Annotated in this window: 20 protein-coding genes; 8 read left to right on the top strand and 12 right to left on the bottom strand. The window is 41.0% G+C overall.

The features are described 5' to 3' along the window. Positions 1-8: 8 nt before the first annotated feature. The gene (locus F9K23_00165) at positions 9-710 is read left to right on the top strand and encodes a Fe2+-dependent dioxygenase (protein KAB2918584.1); all 702 of its coding nucleotides are present in this window, start codon (positions 9-11) and stop codon (positions 708-710) included. Positions 711-722: 12 nt separating this feature from the next. Further along, positions 723-1,286 carry an aspartyl/asparaginyl beta-hydroxylase domain-containing protein gene (locus tag F9K23_00160; protein KAB2918583.1) on the top strand — a complete coding sequence of 188 codons (564 nt, stop codon included), beginning with the start codon at positions 723-725 and terminating at the stop codon, positions 1,284-1,286. Between the two features lie 82 nt (positions 1,287-1,368). Here the strand turns inward: F9K23_00160 and F9K23_00155 are convergent, their stop codons facing one another. From F9K23_00155 to F9K23_00120, 8 genes are all read right to left on the bottom strand, one after another. Then, the gene (locus F9K23_00155) at positions 1,369-6,033 is read right to left on the bottom strand and encodes a PKD domain-containing protein (protein ID KAB2918582.1); all 4,665 of its coding nucleotides are present in this window, start codon (positions 6,031-6,033) and stop codon (positions 1,369-1,371) included. A gap of 113 nt (positions 6,034-6,146) precedes the next feature. Next, positions 6,147-7,466, bottom strand: coding sequence for a PKD domain-containing protein (locus F9K23_00150; GenBank protein KAB2918581.1), 1,320 nt, complete (start codon positions 7,464-7,466; stop codon positions 6,147-6,149). Then, on the bottom strand, positions 7,459-8,004 hold the full coding sequence (locus F9K23_00145; GenBank protein KAB2918580.1) for a sigma-70 family RNA polymerase sigma factor: 546 nt from the start codon (positions 8,002-8,004) through the stop codon (positions 7,459-7,461). Before F9K23_00145 ends, F9K23_00150 begins: the two co-directional genes overlap by 8 nt. Positions 8,005-8,083: 79 nt before the next feature. Continuing rightward, positions 8,084-8,533: a YbjN domain-containing protein gene (locus F9K23_00140; protein ID KAB2918579.1), complete on the bottom strand. Its 450-nt coding sequence runs from the start codon at positions 8,531-8,533 to the stop codon at positions 8,084-8,086. Positions 8,534-8,648: 115 nt separating this feature from the next. Beyond that, positions 8,649-10,499, bottom strand: a complete 1,851-nt coding sequence (locus F9K23_00135) for a DEAD/DEAH box helicase (GenBank protein KAB2918578.1) — start codon at positions 10,497-10,499, stop codon at positions 8,649-8,651. Between the two features lie 124 nt (positions 10,500-10,623). Then, positions 10,624-11,160 carry a peptide-methionine (R)-S-oxide reductase MsrB gene (gene msrB / locus F9K23_00130; protein ID KAB2918577.1) on the bottom strand — a complete coding sequence of 179 codons (537 nt, stop codon included), beginning with the start codon at positions 11,158-11,160 and terminating at the stop codon, positions 10,624-10,626. A gap of 3 nt (positions 11,161-11,163) precedes the next feature. Next, positions 11,164-13,494 carry a hypothetical protein gene (locus tag F9K23_00125; GenBank protein KAB2918576.1) on the bottom strand — a complete coding sequence of 777 codons (2,331 nt, stop codon included), beginning with the start codon at positions 13,492-13,494 and terminating at the stop codon, positions 11,164-11,166. 88 nt (positions 13,495-13,582) lie between these two features. After that, positions 13,583-14,047, bottom strand: coding sequence for a hypothetical protein (locus F9K23_00120; GenBank protein KAB2918575.1), 465 nt, complete (start codon positions 14,045-14,047; stop codon positions 13,583-13,585). A 1,188-nt stretch (positions 14,048-15,235) separates the two neighbouring features. Between F9K23_00120 and F9K23_00115 the strand changes: the two genes are divergently transcribed. The 3 genes from F9K23_00115 to uvrA are packed head-to-tail and all read left to right on the top strand — an operon-like array spanning position 15,236 to position 20,752. Next, the gene (locus tag F9K23_00115) at positions 15,236-16,951 is read left to right on the top strand and encodes a hypothetical protein (protein ID KAB2918574.1); all 1,716 of its coding nucleotides are present in this window, start codon (positions 15,236-15,238) and stop codon (positions 16,949-16,951) included. Continuing rightward, positions 16,948-17,868: a DNA adenine methylase gene (locus F9K23_00110; GenBank protein KAB2918573.1), complete on the top strand. Its 921-nt coding sequence runs from the start codon at positions 16,948-16,950 to the stop codon at positions 17,866-17,868. The genes F9K23_00115 and F9K23_00110 overlap by 4 nt, the downstream gene beginning before the upstream one ends. Positions 17,869-17,911: 43 nt before the next feature. Further along, positions 17,912-20,752, top strand: a complete 2,841-nt coding sequence (uvrA, locus tag F9K23_00105) for an excinuclease ABC subunit UvrA (protein KAB2918572.1) — start codon at positions 17,912-17,914, stop codon at positions 20,750-20,752. A 27-nt stretch (positions 20,753-20,779) separates the two neighbouring features. Here the strand turns inward: uvrA and F9K23_00100 are convergent, their stop codons facing one another. Continuing rightward, positions 20,780-21,304, bottom strand: coding sequence for a hypothetical protein (locus F9K23_00100; GenBank protein ID KAB2918571.1), 525 nt, complete (start codon positions 21,302-21,304; stop codon positions 20,780-20,782). Positions 21,305-21,342: 38 nt separating this feature from the next. After that, positions 21,343-21,960: a hypothetical protein gene (locus tag F9K23_00095; GenBank protein KAB2918969.1), complete on the bottom strand. Its 618-nt coding sequence runs from the start codon at positions 21,958-21,960 to the stop codon at positions 21,343-21,345. Between the two features lie 149 nt (positions 21,961-22,109). On the opposite strand from F9K23_00095, the gene elbB reads away from it, so the two are divergent. From elbB to F9K23_00080, 3 genes are all read left to right on the top strand, one after another. After that, positions 22,110-22,799, top strand: coding sequence for an isoprenoid biosynthesis glyoxalase ElbB (gene elbB / locus F9K23_00090; GenBank protein KAB2918570.1), 690 nt, complete (start codon positions 22,110-22,112; stop codon positions 22,797-22,799). Positions 22,800-22,842: 43 nt separating this feature from the next. Then, a complete protein-coding gene (locus F9K23_00085) occupies positions 22,843-23,220 on the top strand; it encodes a hypothetical protein (protein KAB2918569.1) in 378 nt (125 codons plus the stop codon). Positions 23,221-23,282: 62 nt separating this feature from the next. After that, positions 23,283-23,732, top strand: coding sequence for a hydrolase (locus F9K23_00080; protein ID KAB2918568.1), 450 nt, complete (start codon positions 23,283-23,285; stop codon positions 23,730-23,732). Positions 23,733-23,764: 32 nt separating this feature from the next. Here F9K23_00080 and F9K23_00075 read toward each other — a convergent pair whose 3' ends face one another. Continuing rightward, positions 23,765-24,529, bottom strand: coding sequence for a methyltransferase domain-containing protein (locus F9K23_00075; protein ID KAB2918567.1), 765 nt, complete (start codon positions 24,527-24,529; stop codon positions 23,765-23,767). Positions 24,530-24,578: 49 nt separating this feature from the next. Then, complete coding sequence (locus F9K23_00070; GenBank protein KAB2918566.1) at positions 24,579-25,232, bottom strand: hypothetical protein; 654 nt, start codon at positions 25,230-25,232, stop codon at positions 24,579-24,581. Between the last annotated feature and the right edge of the window lie 4 nt (positions 25,233-25,236).

Here is a 25,236-nt window from a genome sequence, read left to right as displayed (position 1 = left end):
TACTGTATATGCAAGAACAAACAAGTTTCCCTGCTTTATATCTCCATATCCCACAACTAATCTCTGCGGATAAATTACCGGCAATTGATGAGTTAATATCACGCTCTGATTTTGTTGACGGAAAACTAACAGCTACCGCTGCAGCAAAGGAGGTTAAAAACAATACGCAGATTGACATTAGAAATCAGCAAACATTACCGCTGATACAACAGCATATTGTTGATGCAATGAACCGTAGCCCTATATTTCAAGCGGCAATATTCCCGCGCCACATCTTCCCGCCATTAGTAAGTCGTTACAGGGCAGGAATGAGTTACGGCTGGCACGTTGATAGCCCGCTTATGGGTGCCTATCCCGGCATGAGGGGTGATATTGCAATGACTATCTTCTTGAGCGAACCCGATACTTATGAAGGCGGGGAGTTAGTCGTCTTATCACCTACAGGTGAATTCAGCTATAAACTTGCTAAAGGAGATGCTATTGTATACCCATGCACACAAGTGCATTGCGTAAAGGAAGTAACTAAGGGTATGCGCCAAGTTGCAGTGACCTGGATACAAAGCTACATTAGAGATGCAGGCCAGCGGCAAACGCTATTTGAACTATACAATGTTCACAAGTCTATTAGTAAAGACAATCCCAATTCACCTGAGGCCAACCAATTGCTACAAACCCATAGTAATTTAATACGTATGTGGGCTGAAGCCTAACCATTAAAATTTATGATTGCTAAGCTAAAACTACCGTTTCAGTTTGATGTAGAGAAACTTCAAGCTGATTTAAAAAAATTTAGGGAAGACGATTGGATATCACACTATAACAAAAGTCATTACGAGGGTGATTGGGGTATAATTGCTTTAAGAGCCGAGGATGGCAATAAGTACAAGATATTCTCTCCTTACGAGGTTACGGACAAGATGGCTGATACTGAATACATGGCAAAGTGCCCGTATTTCAGAGAAGTTTTAGACAGTCTTAAATGTCAAAAGAACACTGTACGATTGATGCGATTGAGACCCAGAGCTGTTATTAAAGAACATACAGACTATAACTTATCACTTGATGACGTAGAACTTCGCTTACACATCCCAATTACTACTAATCCACAGATGGAGTTTTACCTTGATAAACAACGCGTATTCTTAAACGAGGGGGAATGCTGGTATTTGAACTTTAATCTATTGCACAGTCTAAAAAATGGCGGACAAACAGACCGTGTTCACTTAGTTATAGACTGCTCAGTAAATGATTGGCTACGGAGCTTTTTTACCCAAGCATCTAATTAGTATTAACAATTAACAGTCTTTTTAAACAAAAAGCCCCGTCGATTTTAATCGACGGGGCTTTTATATTATAGCCTTGAGCGGTTTATTGACGTTTCAAGGTTAGTGTACCGCGGTACGTTTTATCACTTTGACCACGCAACCTGTAGTTAATTACTACAAAGTACACACCTGGAGGACAATCTGAGCCGGTAGCCATGTGTTTACCGTCCCACATTGCATCTTTCTTCTCAGCTTCAAACACTTTCTCACCCCAACGGTTGTATATACCCAACGCATAAGCTTCTTCGTTCTCTATTCTCACATCGAACAAATCGTTTAGGTTGTTACCGTCTCCAGGAGTAAAGATGTTTGGAGGGTTAATACCTACTTTGTAGTCATAAACAAACTGGCAAAAAGCAGTATCTAAACAACCTTCAGGGCTTTCTACAGCAAGTAGAACAGTGTAGAAACCTTTGTTCTCACCATAGTTGTAGTTAGCATCTGGATAATCAGGTCTTGCATTACCATCTTCAAATCCATCACCGGTTCCGAAATCCCACCAAATTTTAGCCGCATTACGAGACTGGTTGATAAACTTCATTACAGGTATGTTAGCAGTATCACAAGCAAATTTAGCTTCAACGTCACGTACAACAACCCTGCGAACAGATGATGTAGGACAAGCTGGCTCACCTGCTGGGGGAGTGTATTGTGGCCTCAACTGCACGTAGAAAGTACCGGGGAAGGTATAACGCTTACCAACAACATCACCACCGTTTGCTTTGGTTTTCTTAATTGTATCACCAACAACACCGGTTACCCAAACGTAGTCGGAGTAAATAGTATCTGAGCTGCTTGTAAAGGTAACTGAATCGTTAACACACACAATACTATCAGACACAGTAAAGGCAGTTTTACGTGATGGCAATACCCTTACTAAGAACTTACGATAGTTACCGTTAGTTTGGTTAGTATCAGGGAATATAGCATTACACTTATTTGAGCCTAGAGGAGTTTGGTCTTCTTGATATAGTATAATTTCGAAAGTACCGGCAGTATCATATGTATGGGTAACATCTTTACCAGTATTGTCATTCAAGAATTTACCATCACCAAAGTACCAAATCCAGTTTGCATTAGGGCTTGGGTTGATACTAGTGTTACGCAATTCTACAGTGAAAGGACGGCAACCTACTGAGTCAGCAGCAAACTCAAATCTTGGACGAGGACCTTCCAACGAAATTGTACGTTTGATAGAGTCTTTACATCCCAATTTAGTAGTAACTACTAGTGTCACATCAAAATCACCGAATGAGGTATAGATTTTTGAAGGATTCTGTAAGATAGATATACTTTGGTTGTTTGGTTTGTTATCGCCAAAGTTCCATTCCCAGCTCACTATTTGATCACAGTTTGTGTTTTTCACCAAACGGCAAGGATCAAGTATCAATGATGTATCAAGGAAGTCAACGGTAGGACGACAGTTTGTAAGTTTCCTATTGTAAGTAAAGTTAGATGAGATACCTGTAATGGTTACATTCCTAGTTTCAACTTGTTTACAACCGATACTATCGCTCATTTCAAGTTTAACAGTATAGATACCTGGTTCTGGGAAAGCACGTAGTGGGTTATCAGGTACTGAAGAGTTCCAGCCTGTACCGTCACCAAAATCCCAACGCAATTTTTCATAATCAGCAGGGAACGGACGTGGGCGTGGACGGTTAGAACCATCTTTGTACACTAACGGGTTATCCCAGAAATCATATTCATCCAAAATGTATGGATAAACAGGTATATCATCTTCTAAATAGTACCTGGCCGAATCGAAGAATTGAATCTCTTTATTGCGGCATACTATTGAATCGTCAAGGTTCAAGTTGCTAAAGAAACCTAATACTGCAATGTGACTTGCCTCAAAGTATGGATTATCGCAACAGGTTTTAACACGTTTCATAGCACCATCTACTAATCGTTCTTCCGATTGACAAGTAATCAATGCGTGCCTTACATCATAACGACCGGGTGAATTGATACGGATTTTCTTGATTACATCCGGAATAGAGTCCATTGGTGTAACCGATATAGTTTGTTTTGTAGTTCTATCCCAAACACGGGTAACAACAGAGTCTAATAATACTACACTACCGTCAGCTTTAAATTCATAACGCATAACATAAGAGTAGCAATAGTTAGACAATGAGTCACACATATACCTATGGAAGCTATCAACTAACGCACCGGTTTCTAAATAACCGCCTGTAATAGGTGCAGCTGTGTTAGTCCATGACCATGAATCTACACCCACACTATCACTAGCATAAGTAGAGTCAGTCAAACCACCTTGTAACGATATAGCAAGTTTGTTACGTTTAACATATATATCGTTAGGTGAACACAACCTTTCAAAAGTGTACAAGCTATCAGGCCTATTCAAGTTATAGAACTTATAATCAGGTTCAGCTTGAATATAACGGTAAGCTTTGTTATACCATTTTTCATCAATACATGGTTGACCGGTTGTTGGGTCGATACCGTTTTGAATACGCAAACCAACAGTTACCCAACCTGATTTATCAGCAATTTTTGAAGGGTAACCACCTTGAGCAGAATATTGCCAGTAGATGCTACCTACGTTAGGAGGTAGTCCCATGGTAGCCATCGGCCAAGGAGTAAACATACGGTCAACAACAGTACCGGTTTGAGGAATCCATTTGTCGAACACATTAGGAGTATTATCCACCCTATCAGCAGTAGAGTCAAGGTGAATCCAGAACATTTGACGGTCACAAGCAGGGCCTGTCCTGTCAAAGAAGAATTCTATGCCATATACGTTAGGGCTACCGTAGCAAGGGTCTTTTTTCATACGCAAACCGCTGGCATCAGGTCCTTGCAATGCAAGGTTCACAGTAGCTTCTGATTGACAGCTTGGGTCGTTATGAGTAGAAGTAAGTGTTTGAATATTTGGATCGGGTTTACTTGTATCTTCCAATATCAAACGTACTTGGTAACAACGCTCTTGTCCGGGAGTGTACCAGTGCTTAGGCAATGAATCACGGTTAAAATTACAGTTGTACCATTTTCCGTTGGCATCATACGTCCATGCCGGAGCAGGTGAAGTAGGCCAGTGTAAGTTACCGTTTGCGGCACTCTTAGGATAAATAGGCCTTGAGTCTGTTGTACATTGTGGAGCTACTGCATCGGCAAAATCCCAAATACGTGTGGTATGACTATTCTTAGAGAAGAATGCATCCCTGTCGCTCATATCTGTACCTTTTACCAAGTAGGTACCTTGTAAAATCAAAGTATCACCGTTTACGGCAACAGTATCGCCATTCACATATACCTTGCGGCCTGTACGAGTAGTGAAGTTACGAGGAGTACCTAAAACAAGTGTATCAAAATCAACATGAGCTGTTGTTAGAGTAATAAACTGGAATATACCTCCGCCTACAGTGTAGTAAAAATCATTGAATGCTGAATCATCATTTAAGTAGTATGATGAAATGTTAGGGAAATATACAGTATCAGTAATTTTACATTGGTAGCGTTGTGAAGGAGGAATAACCGGAGCTGGTTTGGTTTCGATACCAGCCAAAGGACCTTTAACGTGAACACGATAAACAGTATCAAACTGACAAGCAGGGCCTTGTGTAAATAAGGTAAACCTAACATCGAAAGGGCCAGTGCTTGAGAAGTTGTGAGTTGTTGTCCAGTTTTTGTTATCAAAGTTCAAGGGACCAGTTGGGGGATCATCAAAGTTCCATAAGAAAGCGGCACCTTGAATAGCAGGGTGACTAAATACAAACTGCTGTCCTGTTGCACATTGAATATCACCATTAGCTACGCTAACATCCAAAATAGGAGCAACGTTACAAGCGGCAGCTTTTTTAACGGTATCCTTACAACCGTCCAGTGCTTCAATAATTAATTGAGCATTGAAACAACCATTTTTGGTATAAGTATGAACGAATCCGCTCCATTGGGTTTGGCTGCTGTCAATCGTACCATCACCAAAATCCCAAATGAATTTTTTGGTATTGGCTTGATTTACCAATGAAGTGTTAGTAAAATTAGTAGGTGTAAATAAACATTGCTTCGGATTTGGAGTAGTGAAGTTAGCTCCAATATCAGGCTTAATCTCTATTAAAGCTTGCTTCTCAACAAACGAGATACAACCTTTGCTGTCCCTAATGGTCATTTGAGGGGTAAATTTACCACCCGCAGGAGTTGGGGGAACATATCTGTAGCAGCCTATTATACTCGGAATAGAGATACTGTCAATTTGCTTACCTCCATCACCAAACACAAATTCGCGCCAAACAATGGGGTTTCCGCTTGGCGTTTGGCTCACATCCTGAAAATTGAAACAGTTACCATTAAAACACTGTGGTGATGGCGATAGATTATTAAAATCAGCCACAGGATTTGCATGGATAGTAACATTGTGTGTTGAAACGCAAGCCGGTGTGGTGCTACCTCCTTTATAGATGGTAACTGTTACAACAGATGGTCCGCCTGTGGGGGAACTCCAAACGTTAGTAACACCTGTGGGAACAGAGGTACGTGTAGAACCGTTGCTAAACGTCCACACGATTGAGTCTATTGCACCGACTGTTGCAGCTCCGGAAACCGAAAACTGAACGCCAACACCAACGCACCCGTCGGCTTTGGCAGTAATGGTACACTGGGCATTGACCCTGTTGGCAAAGACTGCTCCAAAGAACAGCAGTGCGAGTGTACACCGTAACAGAAATTTAATTTTATTCATATTATAGGCCGTTTTCTTTATTACAAAACTGTGGTATTTACAAAACTATATAATTTTATCATTTATACTATATATAATAGATGTTTATCTATGCTTAGGGGTTGCATCAGCTATTAACGTTTAATAGTTAATGTGCCGTTTACTTTTTGCTCCCCAAAACCTCTTATCTTATATACAAACACCATTCTATATGCTGTAGCGGGGCATTCAGTCCCTGTAAGCTGGTTACGTCCGTCCCAGGTATTTTCTTTATCTAAGCTCTCAAATACAATACTTCCGTTACGGTCGGTAATTACTAAATGATACAACTCTTCGTTCCTTATACCTATATCATACCTGTCGTTGATACCATCTCCGTTTGGAGAGAACACGTTGGGTATTATCGGTTTCAAATCTTCGTAGGTATAGGTTTGTTTTACGGTTGTAATAAACGAATCTACACAACCAATATGATCCATTGCCACAAGCTTCACTCTGTATTCTTTAGGCTCAAAGCTTTTGTAGGTATGCGAAGGAGATTGCTGAGTACTTTGTTCGTTATCACCAAAAAACCAATTGTAGGTATATGCACCTTCAGTAGTATTTATAAACTTAAAGGTTGCTTTATCGGTATTTTCAATAGTAAAACGAGCTTTTACACCATGTATTACCAATGTTTGTTCAGCCATTTTTAACCCTTTAATATCAACAGCAGTAATTTTATACGTTCCTGCGGCGGCATACTTGTGGGTGATTGACTTGCCCAAAACAGTTGTAGCAGTGGCTCCATCTCCAAAATTAACCTTGTAGGTATTTTTTGATAAATCGTCGGCAATGGTTAAGGTAACTTGCTCATTGGGGCAAGCTTTGGCTGAAGACACATACATTGGTACCACTATTTTTTCTGTACCGGTTGTAACTGTTGTTACAACTCCTTTGTTGTTGTCCTCGCTAGAAGCCGGGGGTGTAACTGACAACGGAGGCTGAGAATTTCCGCCATTGGCTTGTGCTGTTCCGTTAACAGTACTACCATTAGTTCCACTTGAAGCATTATTATCTGGTAAATTAGCACCGGTACCGGTGTTTGATGAGGCAACATCCGATGGAGTCTCGATATCAGTTGGGTTTGTTCCTTCGGTAGTTGACCCTGTTGAAGCAGTATTTTCTGTGGCAGTATTATTAGTTGGAACAGCAGACTCGTTTGTTGAGTTTGTTGATGCTATATATATAGTAGTAGCAACAGCTAATGCTGATACTGAACCTACTATAATTTTTGCAATACCCCACTGTGCTGCCTTACCTGCTATTGCGGTACCTGCACTGCCTCCCGCAGTTGCAGTGCCCAGCTGGCTTTGGATAGCTTCAAAAACTCCGGCAGGAGGTTCGGGCTGAAAGTTGCCGAACGACTCCTTAAAGAAGTTGTCGAAGTCTTGTATGTTATTCTCGTTAGACATTGTATGCTTTTTTCACGTCTTCTAATGATTCCTGTAACAATTTACGGGCTCTGGATAATTGAGATTTTGAAGTATTCTCGCTTATCCCCAGCATTTCGGCTATTTCGTTGTGCTGGAAACCCTCAATCACATACAGGTTAAAAACTGCCCTGTATCCCGGTGCTAACTGCTGGATTTTACTAAGCAGATAATTCATATCATACCTGCTAAAGTTGGTGCTCTCATACAGTTCTTCCTGCACATCTTCCACATCAACATGCTGGGCCTTGCTGCTCAGCTTTCTCAACATTTCAAGTGCATTGTTCACCATAATTCTCCTTATCCATCCTTCAAACGAACCTTGACCTTTAAATCCGGCTAGGTTCTGAAACACCTTAATAAAACCGTCTTGCAACAAGTCGCGGGCGGCTTCTGGGTCTGATGCATAGCGTAAACAAACACCGTACATCTTTTTTGAATACTGACTATAAAGAGCTTTTTGGTACTTTGGGTCTCCTTTCAAACAACCGGCTACTATTTCCTCTTCTCTAACTGTCATTCGATGTGTTTAAAAGGCGTTTGATTGGAAAGATGAAGGGCGACGAAAAAAGGTTGCAAAAGGTTGGGTGATTTTTAAATTAAACAGGTTGCACCCTGAATTTTTGTATCAAACGCGGCTGAAAATACTCAGCGTAGTAGCTTACACTCTCGATGGCTTGAGTGGCTTCATCAACATCCAACTCAAGGCCTACCGAACGGTATTTAACAGCAAGCATATTTTGTTCTTTATTCACTACAAAAGTGGCATAAAACAGGTGGCGGTTTATTTCAAGCAATTCTTCATAAAACTCGTCCAAATCAAAAACCGGCAATGTGGTAATAGGAGCTATTACCTGCAAAACGGGCACATCCTCTTCTTTAAAGTAATAGTTCCATTGAGACTCTTTTCCACTGCTCCATAAATCCACAAACACTTCAATCTCATCTCTAAAAATCGACCATTGTCCTTCTTCGGCATTGCGTGCATGTTGTGGGTCTACTCCTATCACTTGTAAAGCCTCTTCTATTATCTTATAATAACGTTCCATTACTATTGTTCTGTATTAAATTAAACAACAAAAGTAACTTTAACCCTTAAATGCAACAACAAAAAAGCCGCAGTGTATTATACTGCGGCTTGTATTTAAACGGTTATGTTTGATTTTAAAAATCGTAGCTACGGGGTCCCTTACCTTTAGGAGGTCTGCTTCCTCCACGGTCTCCTCCCCTATCACGGCTATTGCTTCTGTCACGGTCGTTACCGCGATCACGGCCGCCACCGCCTCCACCACCATAATTGCGTGAGTTACCTCCGCCACGGGGTGCACCGCCTTCGCGTGAACCATAACTGCGCGGGCCCGATGATGAACGCTCACGACCACCACGGTCGCCACGGTCACCTCTATCGCCTCCGCCACCAGAATTACCGGTTTCTAGCTCAACACGAATTTCGCGGTTACCGAATATTACTCCGGTTAAACGTTCCTGTACTTCGCTTGCTCCACTTTCATCAATCTCAAAGAATGAATACGTGAATTTAATGTTGATACGACCAATTTTATAGTTACCCAATCCTTGTTTGTTCAAGAATTTAAGTAGGCCTGTTTTATCAACCCCGTCTTTTTCACCAATACTGATGAAGAAACGAGCAAAGCTGCCTCCTGCTTTGTATGAACCTGAATCAGCATCAATGTTCAAATCAGGAGAGTTACGGTAATATTCTAAGAAGCGGTTAAACTCAAGAGAAGCAAAACGTTTTATCAGTTCTTCCTTATCCAAATCGGCAAGGCGTTTGTAAATTACCGGCAAGAAAGGCTCAATTTCAGCAGCATTTACCTCTACATCGTGTACTTCTTGTATAATTTTAAACAGCTGCTTTTCACAGATTTCTTTTCCGTTAGGAATGTCCTGCTTTTTAAACTTAGCACCTGTTGCTTTTTCAAGCTGACGGATTTTACCGGTTTCTTTGCTGTTGATAATTGAAATTGAAATACCTTTTTTACCTGCACGGGCTGTACGACCGCTACGGTGGGTATAAACCTCTAATTCATCGGGCAAAGAGTAGTTGATAACGTGACTAATGTCGTTTACATCTATACCACGTGCTGCAACGTCAGTAGCAACTAGTAGTTGCAAGCTGCGTGAACGGTAACGTGCCATTACTTTTTCGCGTTGAGCTTGTGATAAATCACCGTGTAAAGCATCAGCATTGTAACCGTCTTTCATCAAATGCTCGGTAATGTCTTGAGCTTCAATTTTAGTACGGGTAAAAATAATACCGTATATATCAGGTGAAAAATCAACAATACGCTTAAGTGCAGCATACTTGTTACGCGCCATGGTTAGGTAATACACGTGCTCAATATTAACATTGGCAGTATTTTTTGAGCCTACCTGAATTTCTTCCGGTTGGTTCATATAACCTGATGCAATCCTGCGAACTTCAGCAGGCATAGTAGCACTAAACAACCAAGTGTGTTTGGTTTCGGGTGTGGCTTCTAATATAGCATCAATGTCTTCTTTGAAACCCATGTTCAGCATCTCATCCGCTTCATCCAACACTAGGTAATCAACACTTGAAAGGTTGATAGCTCTACGCTGCATCATGTCAATCAAACGACCCGGAGTAGCAACCACAATCTGGCATCCGCGTTTTAGGTCACGAATTTGGTTTTCGATACTGGCACCACCGTACACAGCAACAACGCTGGTACCGGGTAGTTGTTTTGAAAAATTGTAAAGGTCTTTTTGGATTTGCAAACAAAGTTCGCGGGTGGGGCACAAAATAAGCCCCTGTATTTGTTTTTTAGAAAAATCAAGCAGGTGAAGCATAGGCAGCCCAAATGCTGCGGTTTTGCCTGTACCTGTTTGGGCAAGGCCTACCAAATCGGTAGGGCGGGACAACAGGATGGGAATTGCCATGTTTTGGATTTCTGTAGGGTTTTCGAAACCCATTGCAGTAATGGCATCCACAATTTCGGTGCGCAACCCAAGCTGCGCAAAAGATGTACTCATTAATTATTGTATAAAGAAAATATTTAGCCTATCTCTAGGCTATGAAAATTAGGCCGCAAAGATAACTATTATTATTGACAAAACACTATTGTTTTATGAATGAGCACAATAGGTATTGCCCTGCTTATTTAACTGCAGTATCTCTCTCAAAATCAATTGATACTGAATTTACGCAGTACCGAAGCCCTGTATTAGTTGGCCCGTCATCAAACACGTGTCCCAAATGCCCACCGCAACGGGCACACATAATTTCGGTCCGAACCATACCGTGTGAACTATCGCGCTCAGTCTTCACGGCTCCTTCAATTTGGTCGTCAAAGCTCGGCCATCCGCAATGGCTGTCAAATTTCTGATTGCTCTTAAACAAAGGGTTGCCACAAGCTGCACAATTATATACACCCGTCTCTTTGTTCAACAAGTACTTACCAGTAAAAGCTCTTTCAGTACCCTTTTCCCTCAAAATATAGTATTGCTCTGCCGTAAGCTGTTCTTTCCATTCCTGCTCAGTTTTAACAATAGTTTTCACTGTGCTGTCGGGTTGTTTATCCGTTAATTTAGATTGCATATCCCTCATATCCTTAGTATTATTTGTAACCGATGAATTATAGGCCGCAAAACCTGCCAGTAAAGTAATAACCGTAAAAAACTGTAAAAGTTTCATGTGCTAAAATTTATAGCCATAGGTAAAATACCCCCTGATTACATCAACGCCTGTTGCCCTGTAAACAGTGAGGCTAATAGGCCCTCCGAACCAATTATAGGCAAATGTTATACCATACCCAACGGCGTGGGTTGCCCCCTTAGTAAAATCCTGATAGTTGAGGTTAAAGTTGGCAAGGTTCTCAACATATCTGGTTATATCGCCTCCCGCAGCTAAAAACGATATCCCCGGAGTAATAAACAGCTTATCCATTAACTCTGTTTGCAATCCCCCCTGCCATACCAGTAACTGTGCAGCTACAAGTTCGGTTTCCCTGTACCCCAAAAAAGGCACCAAATTATCACGCTGGCGGGATTGCACACCACCCGCAAAAAACAAACCGGGCACTGCCGCCGCCGAATACGGCTCATTATTATGCCCTTTTATACGAATATCATACACCAACCCCAAAAAAACGTTGTTTATCCAAGCCATCCGTCTATTCACTTTCGATACATTTATAATTGATGCTGAAAACCTAACAGCAGGTGAAACGGGTAACGATACATCAAAGTTGTGAGTAGGATGGACACTATCAAGTGTATAATAATTATTAATGCTGGTGTGGCCGGGTATTATTTTTAATAATAGTTTTACTCTATTTCCACGAGTAGGAAATAAAAACTTGTTTAATGTATTTGAATAATATTTAAAACCTACCGCCCATTCTCTAGAGTTTAAGCTCCTAAAATCACCGCTATCGGGCGTCGACCTATCTTCGGGATATATTTTTGTACGTGTAAAACTCCATTCGTTGTTTATTTCAGCTCCAAAATAGCTGCTTTTAGTAAGGGTATAATTAACACCAACATACATATTGTTATAACTATTGGTAAGCTCTTCTTGCAGCCTGCCTTTATTATACAACCTGTAGGGAATAAACTCGTAATGGTAACCACCGTGCAACCATTGTTTTTGCTGGCTATCAATAAATTTCTGGTAATTAACCCTTAGTTTAGGGTATTCAGAAATATCTATTGTAGCCAAAGCACGGCTGCCATTACCCAATACATTGCGAGCGGTTAAATTAAGCACTATGCCTGCGGCTTGCTCGTTATCGTAGTGCAAAGCAAACTTTATAGCCGCGCGTCTGCTTTCTTTTATGTGCACTATTAAATCATTACCAAAAACATTGTTTTCAAACGTATAATATACCTTATCAAAAAAACGGGTACCGTATACCATTTGTATGGCATCATTTATTTGCGCAACACTGTAAGTTGTATTTTCAGCCAGCCCCATTTTACCCAGCACTAATTCCCTGCTTTCTTCACAAGCCCCGTCAAGTATAATACGATTTACACACACCTCGTGGCCGTAGTAGCGTTTTAAAGGCTGGTGATTAGCATTGTCCGTCATTTCTAAAGAATCAGCAAGTCGTTCCAACTCAGGCAATAGTTGCAGGGCAATACGATAGCCAATATCAATTATCGAATCAATTTTTGAGAACGAAGCGGCTGAATACTCCTGCAATTGTTTATCATAATCGGCAAGCAGATTACACAAGCCCTTTTGCATTTCGCTATCTGCCACACGGTTAAAACTGGCCGACTGATACAATAATTTTATAGGAGAGGTGAGTTCTTCTTCGGTAAACAAGCGACCACCTGTGTACCCGCCAATAACAATATCAGCACCCATCTCTTTTAAATCAGTAACAGGAAAATTACGCACCAATCCACCATCAACCAACAAACGGTTTTGCCATTTCACAGGCGTAAACACTGAGGGAATGGCCATACTGGCACGCATGGCAGTGGGCAAATATCCTTTTGATAACACAACGGCTTCACCGGTTAAAATATCAGCACCAATACACCTGAACGGAACCGGCAACGAATCAAAATCAGCAATGTGGTGAACGGGGAAAGTAAGATCGCCTAACATTTTATTCAATTCCTGCCCCTCAATAGCCCCCAAGGGAAGGCCCGGCTTTAACCCCTTCATAGGCAATTCAGCAAGATAACGGTCAAACTCTTCCTTCTCCTCCACATTAATATCCGTCATGGGCACATCGTTGCTAAGCAGCAACCGCCAATTAGCATCGCGGGCAATTTTCTCAATATCATTGCCGCTATAGCCAATGGCATACATCCCACCCAAAACCGCCCCCATACTGGTGCCCGTAATGTAATCTACCTTAATCCCTGCGCTATCAATTACCTTTAGCAAGCCAATGTGAGCAAGCCCCTTGGCACCTCCCCCGCTTAGGCACAAACCCACTTTGGTTTTTTGGCCAAACGAGGCAAACCCTGCTGATAGTAGTACGCAGAAAAAAAGCAGCCTTTTAATCATTCAACACAAAGTTAATCTGAAAAAAGACTCGGTTTGTTAAGTGATTGTGTGAAATGTGAAAATAGCCCGATGAAACGTTGTGCAAAGATTAAAACTTAACCTGCAATACTGATAACGGACGGGTTTCGCTCACCGTGCGGTGATTGTTTCCGCAGCCGTTGCTGCTCAGATACGTTTCAGCAACTACAAAACCATTATCCCCTTTAATTTTTACTGCCGAATTGATTAGCGGAGCATCCTGCCCCTCAGCGGCGTTGGTTTTAAAAGTAAAGGAAGTGCGTATGTAACTTATTCCCGCTGAGTCAAACTTCATAACAGGTACCCTAAGGGTAAAATTACCAGTTAAATCCACCACCCTTTTAGTTCCCTTTTGGTCAATATACTCAACCGAGTAAGGAATATGGCTGTGCTCAGCGGCAACCGTGTGGGTATAGGTAATCCAACTATTTTTTGCAGAAGTTTCAACCGGCGCAACAGTTTCATCGGCTTTGCTGCACGAAGCTGCAAAAACAACCAACGCTGCCAACACCAATTGTATTACTCTGTTTTTCATAGGGTTACTTTGTGTTTGTTACCATTACAAGTTCAATATTATTGATACGCCACCCCTTTCCTGAGTTAATTTATATCGATGGCGGTATTATTATTTTACTTGCGGAATCAGCCAAAAACAGTACTTGTTTTTAGCATAACCCAAACAACAACACAAAGGTAAACAGGCTGTTAGCCGCACGTAAGCGTTGAATGGCCCAAATTTGCAACCGTTTACAACGTGCCCCGTGACGTGAAAACACCCCCTGAAAATTGCCGCATTCCCTGAACGGTTCTTTCCAAAATGAAACCCATTAATCATTTTAGGTGGGACAACCGGGACATGTGTAACACCCTCTCAAGCCCTACAAATACAACAAGTTAGCTGTCCCAAACACGTGGGACAAAGTGGGACAGTCTTACTATTGCAGTTACGGTGTTATTCGGTTACCGAGTTATCGTGTTATTTATGTTACGACAGCCGCAAGGGTTGCACACAAAAGCAAGGCAAAAGCTCAAAGAACGGCGATACCTACTAATTGGAAATCCCTCACTCTGAATGTACTCTTTGCCGACTTTGCAGCCCCGTCATTCCCAACTTGATTGGGAATCTATTGTTTATACCACTCCCTAACCATCGGGAATAAATCCCGATGCTATTGATAGAAAGTTGGGCACTTTATCAATAGCGGCAGGTCTATGTACCTGTCGCAGGAACAAGATCCCTACCCGATTACTCACCAACCCGACGTTCAAACAGTCGCCTTGCTTTAATGTCAAGTCCTAAATAATGTTTACACAAAAAAGGGAGGGTAAAAGAGGTGTCCACACCCACCGCACCCTTCGACAAGCTCAGGACTTATCAGCCCACTAACCCAACATATTCCCGCTTTGGCATCATCGTGCGGCTTGTGATGGACTGCGCGCCGCTCCCCTCCTTGGAATAGCCTTGTGAGGGTGGAAAAGGAGAGCCTGTCCCGATTTCAATCGGGAGGTTGGGAGTGGTCGAAAAACGGTTACACATAAAGGAAAAAGGGCGTTTTACAACGGCAGCCATTTTTTTCCTCACCCTAAATCAATTCTTTGCAGACTTTGAGAAACAACGACCATTTATAAAGACAGAAGAAAACAAGACTTCTGACATCTATTATTAATATTTTTTCCTAAAACATTTTTTAATTATTTATATTCACGAAATATTAATTTTGCTATGATTGATTACTCAGGTTGGCCGAAAAAACTATACAACCCCTTTGATTTATACTTCGACCCTTTTAACCCAAGATTTCCTGAAGATAAACAGGATAAAAGTCAAGATGAAATACTTACTCAATTATGTGAAGAGTATGACGTTTTGACTTTAGTTGAACAAATAAAGGCAATAGGTTTTATACCTTACGAACAGCCGATTGGGTACTTTGATAAAAAAGAAAAAAAAGTTTATATTATCGAAGGAAATAGAAGACTTGCTGCCGTACGTGTATTACTTGACCCTAATTGTGCTCCTGGAAAAATTATTGATAACGTAAGACGAACATCCAAAGAAATCGGAAACAAAAAACCAATCGAACAACTAGAAATTGTTATAGCCCCTTCAAGAGAGGAAGCGGAGCCCGCAATATTAGATAAACATATTCAGGACACAAAGAAAGGTTGGACTCCTTTAGAACAAGCTGTTTTTTCAATAAAATTCATGAAAAAAACAGGACTCTCAATGACTGATATTCAGAAAAAGTATAACATAAGTAAAAGTAAATTTAAAGATGCCATCTCTATTGACCAATTATATATTACTGCACTAAAAGTAAAGAATTGGCCACTTGATTTCGCAGAAAAAATTAAAAAAACTGGAGGAAAGCAAGGCTTCTCAATTACAAATCTTCATCGGTACACAATAGTCAAAGAAAGGCTCTTGTTATATGGACTTGAAAGAGACGTAAATGGTGATTTATATTTAAAGATAGCTCCAAACGAATTTGCGCTAACTTTTGCCAAGCTTATCGAAGATATTACTAATAAAGATGCTGACTCTCGAAATCTTGAAGAATGGTACGAAAAGGTATTTCCAAAATTTAAACTATCTATTAATTCTCCAATTCAAAAAAGAGCATTGATTGACATACCACAAGAGGAGTTTTGGCTACCCGTAGAAAGTGAAGCAAAAAATAATCCTTCCCAAGTTGACAATAATGTCACTAATGATAATGGTGATTCAAGCAGCAACAATACAAGTGGCCGAGACAATTCAAGCGATACCTTTAACACAAACGATAATGACAATCAAAATTCCCCACTAGTAAATAATGATACCCAAAACCTAACTACATCAAGTACAGAGGATAAAAAAGCTAATACTAAAAAGAAGAAACCTGTTACTAACTATATAATCGAAGACGATGACCCAATAAATTGTATCTTACATAAAAAGACACAACTAATTATCGAAGAGCTTAAAACTTTAGATGCTAAAAAACATGTGATAGGGGCGGCTTTACTATTACGTACTTTGATTGAAATTCCTACATTTGTTTTTTTGCAAAAAAACAATGAGATTAAAATATGGAGTACAGAACTAAAATCAACATTCACATTAGAGGCACAAAACAAAAGAAAAGCTCTATATAACAGCCTAATATCCATGGGGGTGACCATTAATGAAACCGATTTAGATTTAAATGTAAGAACGCTTGATAAAAAAACTTGGCCGAATTTGAGTGCAATGTTAAAGCGTGTATGTGATAAAAATTTGATAAATGATCAACACATCTCTGATAATGTCAAAAGTTTTATGGCCAAAAGTGGTAACCAGCGTTTTTTCCAAGATTTAAACGAGTTTGTTCACAACCACGCAAGCTTGCCGAGTTTTGATGATTTAAAACATATATACAACAACTTTCATCCGTATTTATTAAAAATTATTCAATGAGCACCTTTTATAGCCCATTACGATACCCGGGAGGAAAAGCAAAGTTATCGACCTTTCTAGCGGAAATCATAAGATCAAATGAATTACAAGGTGGGACCTATGTTGAGGCATATGCAGGGGGTTCAGGCGCGGCACTTAAATTACTTTTTAGTAACATCGTTGATAAAATTGTTTTAAACGATCTTGATGAATTTGTCAGTTCATTTTGGCTGTCTGCTTGTAAGAATACTGATGAATTAATCTCTTTAATTCATGATACTAAAATCACAATTGACACTTATAATAGATTAAAATATAATCTCAGCATTCCAAAGGAACTTTCAACAATTGAAAAAGGGTTCACTTGCTTTTTTTTGAATAGGTGCAATCGATCAGGGATTCTAACAGCTGGCCCAATAGGTGGAAAAAATCAAACAGGAAATTGGAAATTGGATGCCCGATTCAATAAAAGTGATCTTATTGAGCGAATAAAGCTGATTGGACTTAACAAAAATAAAATTGAAGTATACAACTTAGATTCCATTTCATTTCTTGAAAATTATTTTGCTCACCTACCCTTAGAAAATAGTAAAATTTTAATTTACTTAGATCCTCCTTATTATAAAAAAGGTAATGACTTATATCGTTTAGCATATTCCGACGAGCATCATAAAAACTTGGCGAAGTTCATTAAAAATCAAAATAATTATAAATGGGTTTTGTCATATGATGATAGCCAATTTATCAAAAATTTATACGATGACCAAAGGCTGGAATTTTTAGCAATGAATTACTTCGCTTCTAAAGTCAAAATTGGAGAAGAAGTTATTTTTTGTAGTAGAAACTGTGTGATGCCAGAAAAATTCATCAATAATTCAAAATATATATTTACGCCAATCAAGCAAAAAGAGTTCTTGAAAGCTTTTTGCTCAATATAATCAACCCTCAAACACTTTGCCTACCTTTGCGGTTTCATTTAAAATGAGCACCGCAAACCCCATTGTAGAAGAAGGTGTGCTGGAGGTGATAGGCGCCCGCGAGCACAACCTTAAGAATATAGACGTTACCATACCCCGCAACCAGTTGGTGGTGGTTACCGGCCTTAGTGGCAGCGGCAAATCGTCGCTGGCCTTTGATACCATTTATGCCGAAGGACAACGCCGCTACATGGAGAGTTTTAGCGCGTATGCCCGCCAGTTCATCGGCGATATGGAACGCCCCGACGTGGACAAGATTAACGGCCTTAGCCCCGTTATCTCCATTGAGCAAAAAACCGTAAGCCGCAACCCGCGCAGTACGGTGGGTACTATTACCGAAATTTACGACTTTTTGCGCCTGTTGTATGCCCGCGTAGCCGAAGCCTATAGCTACGAAACGGGAGAGAAAATGGTGCGCTTTAGCGAAGACCAAATAAAAGACCGCATACTGGAGCAGTTTCGCGGACAAAAAATACTGTTGCTGGCTCCCATAGTAAAGGGAAGAAAAGGGCATTACCGCGAGTTGTTTGAGCAACTGCGCAAGCAAGGTTATACCAAGGTGCGTGTTGACGGCGAGATTATGGAGATTGCCGCCAAAATGCAGCTTGACCGCTACAAAATACACGACATTGAGGTGGTGATAGACCGCCTTGAACCCGACGATAAATCGGCGTTCCGCATCTCGCAAAGTTTACAAGCGGGCATGAAGGCCGGCAAAGGGTTGGTGCTGGTGTTTGACGTGGAGAACGAAAAATACTACCACTTTAGCAAATACCTGATGGATCCTGCATCGGGCATCTCGTACGACGAGCCGCAACCCAACAGTTTCTCGTTCAACAGCCCCTACGGATACTGCCCCACCTGCGAGGGCTTAGGCTCCATCACCGAAGTAGATATTAACTTCATCATCCCCGACCCTACCGTCAGCATCAACCGCGGCGGCATAGCCCCCTTGGGCGAATTGAAGGAGAACTGGACGTTTCAACAACTGCGTGCAGTAGCCAAAAAATACAAATTCAGCCTTGCCGATTCCATCAACAAAATACCGCAAGAAGCCCTGAATATAATCCTGCACGGTAGCGACGAAAAGTTTGATGTGCCTTACGAGTTTAGCAGTGGAGCAAAACAAACGTACCAAAGCACGTTTGAAGGCATTATCCCCATGCTTAGCCGTCATTATCAAGAAAAATCGTACGATGCGCTGTACCGCTGGGCTGAGGAGTTTATGACCGAAAGCACCTGCCCTGCCTGCAACGGAGCAAGGCTGCGTAAAGAATCATTACACTTTATTCTCGACGGGAAAAACATTTCAGAGCTGGCCATGCTAAACATCGGCGGACTGAAAGAATGGTTTAACGGGATTGAAACCCGCCTTACCGACCGCCAAAACATTATTGCTACCGAAATTTTAAAGGAAATACGCAGCCGCATCGACTTTTTGCTGGACGTGGGTTTGGATTACCTCACCCTAAACAGTCCCAGCAAAATACTCAGCGGTGGCGAAGCCCAACGCATCCGCTTGGCCACGCAGATAGGCTCGCAATTAACCGGCGTATTATACATTTTAGATGAACCGAGTATCGGTTTGCACCAACGCGACAACGTAAAGCTCATCAACTCGCTGAAAAACCTGCGCGATATTGGCAACAGCGTGATTGTAGTGGAGCATGATAAAGACATGATTATCAACGCTGATTACGTGTTAGACGTAGGTCCCGGTGCGGGCATACACGGCGGCAAAATTGTGGCACAAGGCACTTACGAAGAGTTTAAAAAGCAAAACAGCGTTACCGCCCAATACATCAGCGGTGAGCGGTCGATTGAAGTCCCTAAAACCCGCAGCAAAGGCAACGGTAATAAACTGGTGCTTAAAGGTGCTACAGGCAACAACCTGAAAGGTATTGACGTTGATTTCCCCCTCGGTACATTTATTTGCGTAACGGGCGTTTCGGGCGGCGGAAAATCCAGCCTGATTACCGAAACCCTTTACCCCATATTAAAACAACATTTTTACGGCTCGCACCAAAAACCATTGCCCTACAAAAGCATTAAAGGCTTGGAGCATTTGGATAAGGTGATTGAGATAGACCAAAGCCCCATCGGGCGTACCCCGCGTAGCAACCCTGCAACGTACGTAGGCGTTTTTCAAGACATACGCAACCTGTTTACCCAACTGCCCGAAGCCAAAATACGCGGCTATAAACCCGGTCGGTTCAGCTTTAACGTAAAAGGCGGCAGGTGCGAAACCTGCAAAGGCGGCGGTATGCGTTTGATTGAAATGAACTTCCTTCCCGATGTGTACGTGCAGTGCGAAGAATGCAACGGCCGACGCTACAACCGCGAGACATTGGAAGTGCGCTACCGTGGTAAATCCATCAGCGATGTGCTGGACATGAGCATTGAGCAAGCCTGCGAGTTTTTTGAAGGTGTTCCCTTCATTCTTCGTAAAATACAAACCATGAAGGATGTGGGCTTGGGCTACGTTACCCTTGGACAAAGCAGCACCACCCTTAGCGGCGGTGAAGCGCAGCGCGTGAAACTGGCTACCGAACTTAGCAAAAAAGACACGGGCAATACCTTCTACATTTTAGATGAACCGACTACAGGGCTCCATTTTGAAGACGTGCGCATCTTGCTTGATGTGCTAAACAAATTAGTAGAGCGCGGCAATACCGTGTTGGTGATTGAACACAATTTGGATGTAATAAAGGTTGCCGACCACATTATTGACCTTGGCCCCGAAGGCGGGCACCGTGGCGGACAAATTGTAGCCACCGGAACTCCCGAACAAATAGTAAAAGTAAAAGAAAGCTTTACAGGCTTATTTTTGAAGGAGGAGCTTTAGAATTTGAAGATTTGGTGATTAGTTGATTTAATTCACCCTGCTTTCATCTTCAAGAACAATATCATTAAGCGTTTTAGCAATGATATTTGCCTTTAAAGAGAGATAAAGACAGATTTCTTCTACCAACTCCCCATTTAGTTGGTTTGGGAATTCTATTGTTTTTATCTCACCCTCCCCAAGTTCCCATTCAAAATTAGTAAAATCATTATCCCGACAGGGGTATATATCAATCCATAAGTATAGCTTATCACTAGTATATTTGGTAAAATAGGCCTTATTTTCTTCATTACTGAATGAGTTATATTGAAAATGGACTGACAATTCAATACCCCGGTCATATTCATTTGCTTGCCTTCTTAAATAAAAGATTCTTAGTGCTGAATAAGGAATGTAAAGGCTTCCTATATCAAAGCTAGACTCCTTAAACGGTATAATTTTATCTCTTATACGGTTTCCAACTAAAGCCAATTCTTCAATTTCATCAAAACATTTTTGGAGTTTGACATCAAAATTTTCAAAAAATTTATTTAATTCTTCGTCAGATATTTTCATTGAAAATTGACTATTATTCCTTTTAAACCTAGCCATTATTACGCCATCACCACATTCTCCAAAGTAAATGAAAATGGAGTAGCAGATATACCCGGACCACCCCCAGTCATTACAATATCAGCAGAGGCTATACCCAACAAAGATAATTCAGTATTAACAGTACTAATTATTGCCGCATCCATCACCTGACCTTGCTCAACTTCAGAAACCACACCAATCCAAATTGTTGGCTTAAATTCAAAAACAGCCATTTGTCCCGGAGCAATACCCGTTTTTTGAGTAAATAACTTACCGTCTTTGTAAATTAAGGCATTAATTGCTCCTTGCGGCAAATCGTTCCGTATTTGTATTTGTTGCGGATTTGTTCCCGAACCCATTGCCGAAATAACATCACCCGAAGTATCCCTTATAACATGAAAAGCTTCACCGGGATTGGCCATAAGTTGCGGCAAATAATTACCATAGCTGTCAACAGCACTTGCAGTGCTATCCATTGGATAGGTAAAAGGGTGGTGAGCCCCCTGACCTAAATATTGAATCACTGTCCAAGCAATGGCTGTTTCTTCAAAATCAGTAGCTACGTTTTTAGAGAAAATTACGATTTCAGAGTTGTTTTGGTCGTTTGACCGATTAATCAAGTTTAGTTTAATTGCAATTGACATATATTTCAATTTTTTTACTTTTAGCAAGTATAATAAATAAAACCATACGGTATGTTAGTTGTACTGCTGCATCACAAATGGGGTTTGCAACTCACCTACAAGCCCCTTATCTTTGGCTTGAGTTCAAAACAAAACAACATCGCATGAAAATTGGTGTTCTTCTTTCAGGAAACGGCGTTTACGACGGTTCAGAAATACACGAGGCAGTATTAAGTCTTTTAGCAATAGATGAAGCCGGAGCAGAATGGATATGTCTTGCTCCCAACTACAACCAGCACCATGTAATAAACCACACTACAGGGCAGGAAATGCCTGAAACACGCAATATTTTAATTGAAGCCGCACGCATAGCTCGCGGAAATATAAAAGATATTGAAGGGTTTGACATCAATGAAATCGATGGTTTGGTGATGCCCGGCGGCTTTGGTGCTGCAAAAAACTTTACCCAATGGGCATTTAAAGGCGCCGAAGGCCCTATTAACCCATTAATTAAGGATTTTTTAGCACGTGTGATGCAAGCAGGCAAGCCCATTGCAGCCTTATGCGTATCGCCCGTTGTATTGGCAAAAGCTCTTGAGGGTAGCGGTACTCATCCCAAACTTACATTGGGTACTGATAAAGACCCGTCTCCTTACGACATCAAAGCTGACAGCGAAGGATTAGCGGCCATGGGTGCTCAACCACAAATGAAAACTATCAATGAAATTTTGGTAGATGAGGAAAATAAACTTATTTCGGCACCGTGCTATATGATGGAGGTGAGCATAAAACAAGTGCGCGCCAACGCTAAAATGGCTATTGACAAACTGATAGAAATGACCGGCACCAAATAAGGCATACAACTTGAAACTGTAAACAGAAAACTTAAAAACTGACATGAAAATAGCGATTGATTTTGACGGTGTAATACACGGATACAGCAAAGGCTACCAAGACGGCGAGTTGTACGACCCTCCGGTGCCAGGTGCTTCAGAAGCGTTGAAGAAGCTGAAAGAAAACGGCCATTATATTTACATTTTTACTACCCGTACCAATAAGATATTTAAGAAAAGTGGCGACGGTAAGGATGAGAAATACCAAGAACAACAGATAAAAGAATACATGGCCAAATATGATATTCCGTATGACAAAATATGGACGTTTGGCAAACCCATGGCTGATTTGTTTATTGACGACCGTGCTATAAACTTTGCAGGTAAATGGGATGAAACCGTAGAAACAGTTGCCAACTTTAAAACGTGGCTCGAAAAATAGTTAACAGCCTTTTGGTTTACCATAACTCAAAACTGTAAACAGATAACTTAAAACTGACTAGAATGAAGATAGCCGTAGATTTTGACGGAACGATAGTAGAAAACAAGTACCCTGCCATTGGCGAAGAGATGTTGTTTGCCTTTGCTACATTGGATGCGCTTAAAAAGAAAGGCCACCAATTGATTTTATGGACATTTAGGATTGGTAGCGAATTGGATGAAGCTGTAGAGTTTTGCCGCAAACACGGTATAGAATTTGAAGCTGTAAATGCAAATTACGAAGGTGAAGTATTTGACGCTGCCACACCGCGTAAACTTAATGTTGACTGCTTTATAGACGACCGTAACGTGGGAGGTTTTATAGGCTGGGGCAGAATTTACCAACTGCTTTGTCCTGACGGGCAAGATTTAGAAAAAATGGTATTAGACTACGACGCCCATACGAACTATACAAAGCACCGCAGCTTTAAAAAGCGGGTACTATATACCCTATCATCAAAAAAGGGCCTTTAAGGCCCTTTTTTGATGTATTTAAACAATGAATACTATTTCTTGCACCAATAAATTACTTCGCCTTTTGATAGTCGGTATTTCTCAACCATCTCAGCGGGCAACTCGGCAGTTAAATCTACAGGAATTACAGTAAATCCGGCAGCAGCAAGCTTATCAGGGTAATCTAACCCAAACAAACGAACGTGATCTTTTTGCCAGTAATGTTTTTCGCGGTCTTCGGGGCTGGTTATGCTTGGGTCTTCGTAAGTGGTTGCCCTTGTAGTGTCCAAAGGCACCTGCATCACTGCCCATCCGCCGGGTTTTAGCACACGGTATATTTCAGTCATTGATTTATGGCTGTCGTCAACGTGTTCTAACACGTGGTTACATAACACTGCATCAAAACGATTATCCTCAAACGGCATTTTGTGGATGTCCATTTTTACATCCGCCAACGGAGAATTTAAATCAGCGGTAAGGTAATTTAAGTTCGCCTGTTTGCGGAAGCGTGAGTAAAAGCATTGCTCGGGTGCTATGTGCAACAGGTTAATCTTATCGGTAAAAAAGTTTGTCTTTTGGTTTAAAAACAACCATAAAAGCCTATGTCTCTCCAACGAAAGACATTTGGGGCACAACACATTATCGCGGCGTTTTACGGCACCGTAGGGTAAAAGGTACTTAAAATTACCTTCGCAAACGGGACATTGTACTTTATCACCCTTTAAAAAAAGGGGCGAGAATTTGTTAAAAACGTAGCTAAACCTAATCAATACGGGCCGTGGCACATTGCGCATCAGCCAGGTAATAAAATCTTTCATGCTTTTTGCAAAGATGCAAAGAAACCACAAATACTAAAGCCCCAAAGTATTAATTTATAAAGTGCCTTACTCCAAAATTAAAACGTATGCCTGCACCCGGATAAAAATCACCTTGGTCTATTAGCGGAAAGAATAATCTTGCCTCAGCAAAGGCATAAGAATTCATATTAAATTTTCTGGCCATACCAAATCCTGCGGTAACATCAAGCAAACCAAAGTGCGTACCTTGATAATCGTATTCGTAGCTCGTTGGTAGTTTTACAGAATTATCTATTTCTTCTTTTACAGTTGTTAAAGAAAGCATGTAACTAATTATATTATAGTACTGCCAAACATCATCAAATTCAGTATTTGCAAAACAACTTTTTCGCTCATAACCTAGAGAAAGTACCGAGCTTGTTGCTGTCCGTTTTATATTGTATTCAGTACTTAATGAGGTATTTGGGTCATAAACAAACACTTTATCATTCTCAGGAGAATGTTTCCTGCCAAATCTATAATTGATTGTAAAAGACCTCATTTTCTTTTCGTTAATAAACTTCCCGATTTGAAAATCAACACCCAAACCACCTTTTACAGATTGGTCGCCCCTTCCAAATGCAGCTTCAATTCCTTTAACCAATAAGCCACCTTGTATAAAAGTTTGGCCTTTTGAAACGAAACACAGAAAAACTAATCCAAAAAATACGATATACTTCTTCATTGGG

Source organism: Bacteroidota bacterium, assembly GCA_008933805.1.
GTDB lineage: Bacteria > Bacteroidota > Bacteroidia > UBA8524 > UBA8524 > SB11.
This window is presented reverse-complemented; position numbering and strand designations above follow the sequence as displayed.

Excerpts from the sequence above, each read along its gene's own strand:
- F9K23_00135 (KAB2918578.1), bottom strand. The coding sequence starts at position 10,499 with ATGAGTACATCTTTTGCGCAGCTTGGGTTGCGCACCGAAATTGTGGAT.
- F9K23_00100 (KAB2918571.1), bottom strand. The coding sequence starts at position 21,304 with ATGAAAATATCTGACGAAGAATTAAATAAATTTTTTGAAAATTTTGAT.
- F9K23_00155 (KAB2918582.1), bottom strand. The coding sequence starts at position 6,033 with ATGAATAAAATTAAATTTCTGTTACGGTGTACACTCGCACTGCTGTTC.
- F9K23_00165 (KAB2918584.1), top strand. The coding sequence starts at position 9 with ATGCAAGAACAAACAAGTTTCCCTGCTTTATATCTCCATATCCCACAA.
- F9K23_00115 (KAB2918574.1), top strand. The coding sequence starts at position 15,236 with ATGATTGATTACTCAGGTTGGCCGAAAAAACTATACAACCCCTTTGAT.
- F9K23_00085 (KAB2918569.1), top strand. The coding sequence starts at position 22,843 with ATGAAAATAGCGATTGATTTTGACGGTGTAATACACGGATACAGCAAA.
- F9K23_00160 (KAB2918583.1), top strand. The coding sequence starts at position 723 with ATGATTGCTAAGCTAAAACTACCGTTTCAGTTTGATGTAGAGAAACTT.
- msrB (KAB2918577.1), bottom strand. The coding sequence starts at position 11,160 with ATGAAACTTTTACAGTTTTTTACGGTTATTACTTTACTGGCAGGTTTT.
- uvrA (KAB2918572.1), top strand. The coding sequence starts at position 17,912 with ATGAGCACCGCAAACCCCATTGTAGAAGAAGGTGTGCTGGAGGTGATA.
- F9K23_00140 (KAB2918579.1), bottom strand. The coding sequence starts at position 8,533 with ATGGAACGTTATTATAAGATAATAGAAGAGGCTTTACAAGTGATAGGA.
- F9K23_00080 (KAB2918568.1), top strand. The coding sequence starts at position 23,283 with ATGAAGATAGCCGTAGATTTTGACGGAACGATAGTAGAAAACAAGTAC.
- F9K23_00110 (KAB2918573.1), top strand. The coding sequence starts at position 16,948 with ATGAGCACCTTTTATAGCCCATTACGATACCCGGGAGGAAAAGCAAAG.
- F9K23_00125 (KAB2918576.1), bottom strand. The coding sequence starts at position 13,494 with ATGATTAAAAGGCTGCTTTTTTTCTGCGTACTACTATCAGCAGGGTTT.
- F9K23_00070 (KAB2918566.1), bottom strand. The coding sequence starts at position 25,232 with ATGAAGAAGTATATCGTATTTTTTGGATTAGTTTTTCTGTGTTTCGTT.
- F9K23_00075 (KAB2918567.1), bottom strand. The coding sequence starts at position 24,529 with ATGAAAGATTTTATTACCTGGCTGATGCGCAATGTGCCACGGCCCGTA.
- F9K23_00145 (KAB2918580.1), bottom strand. The coding sequence starts at position 8,004 with ATGACAGTTAGAGAAGAGGAAATAGTAGCCGGTTGTTTGAAAGGAGAC.
- elbB (KAB2918570.1), top strand. The coding sequence starts at position 22,110 with ATGAAAATTGGTGTTCTTCTTTCAGGAAACGGCGTTTACGACGGTTCA.
- F9K23_00120 (KAB2918575.1), bottom strand. The coding sequence starts at position 14,047 with ATGAAAAACAGAGTAATACAATTGGTGTTGGCAGCGTTGGTTGTTTTT.
- F9K23_00150 (KAB2918581.1), bottom strand. The coding sequence starts at position 7,466 with ATGTCTAACGAGAATAACATACAAGACTTCGACAACTTCTTTAAGGAG.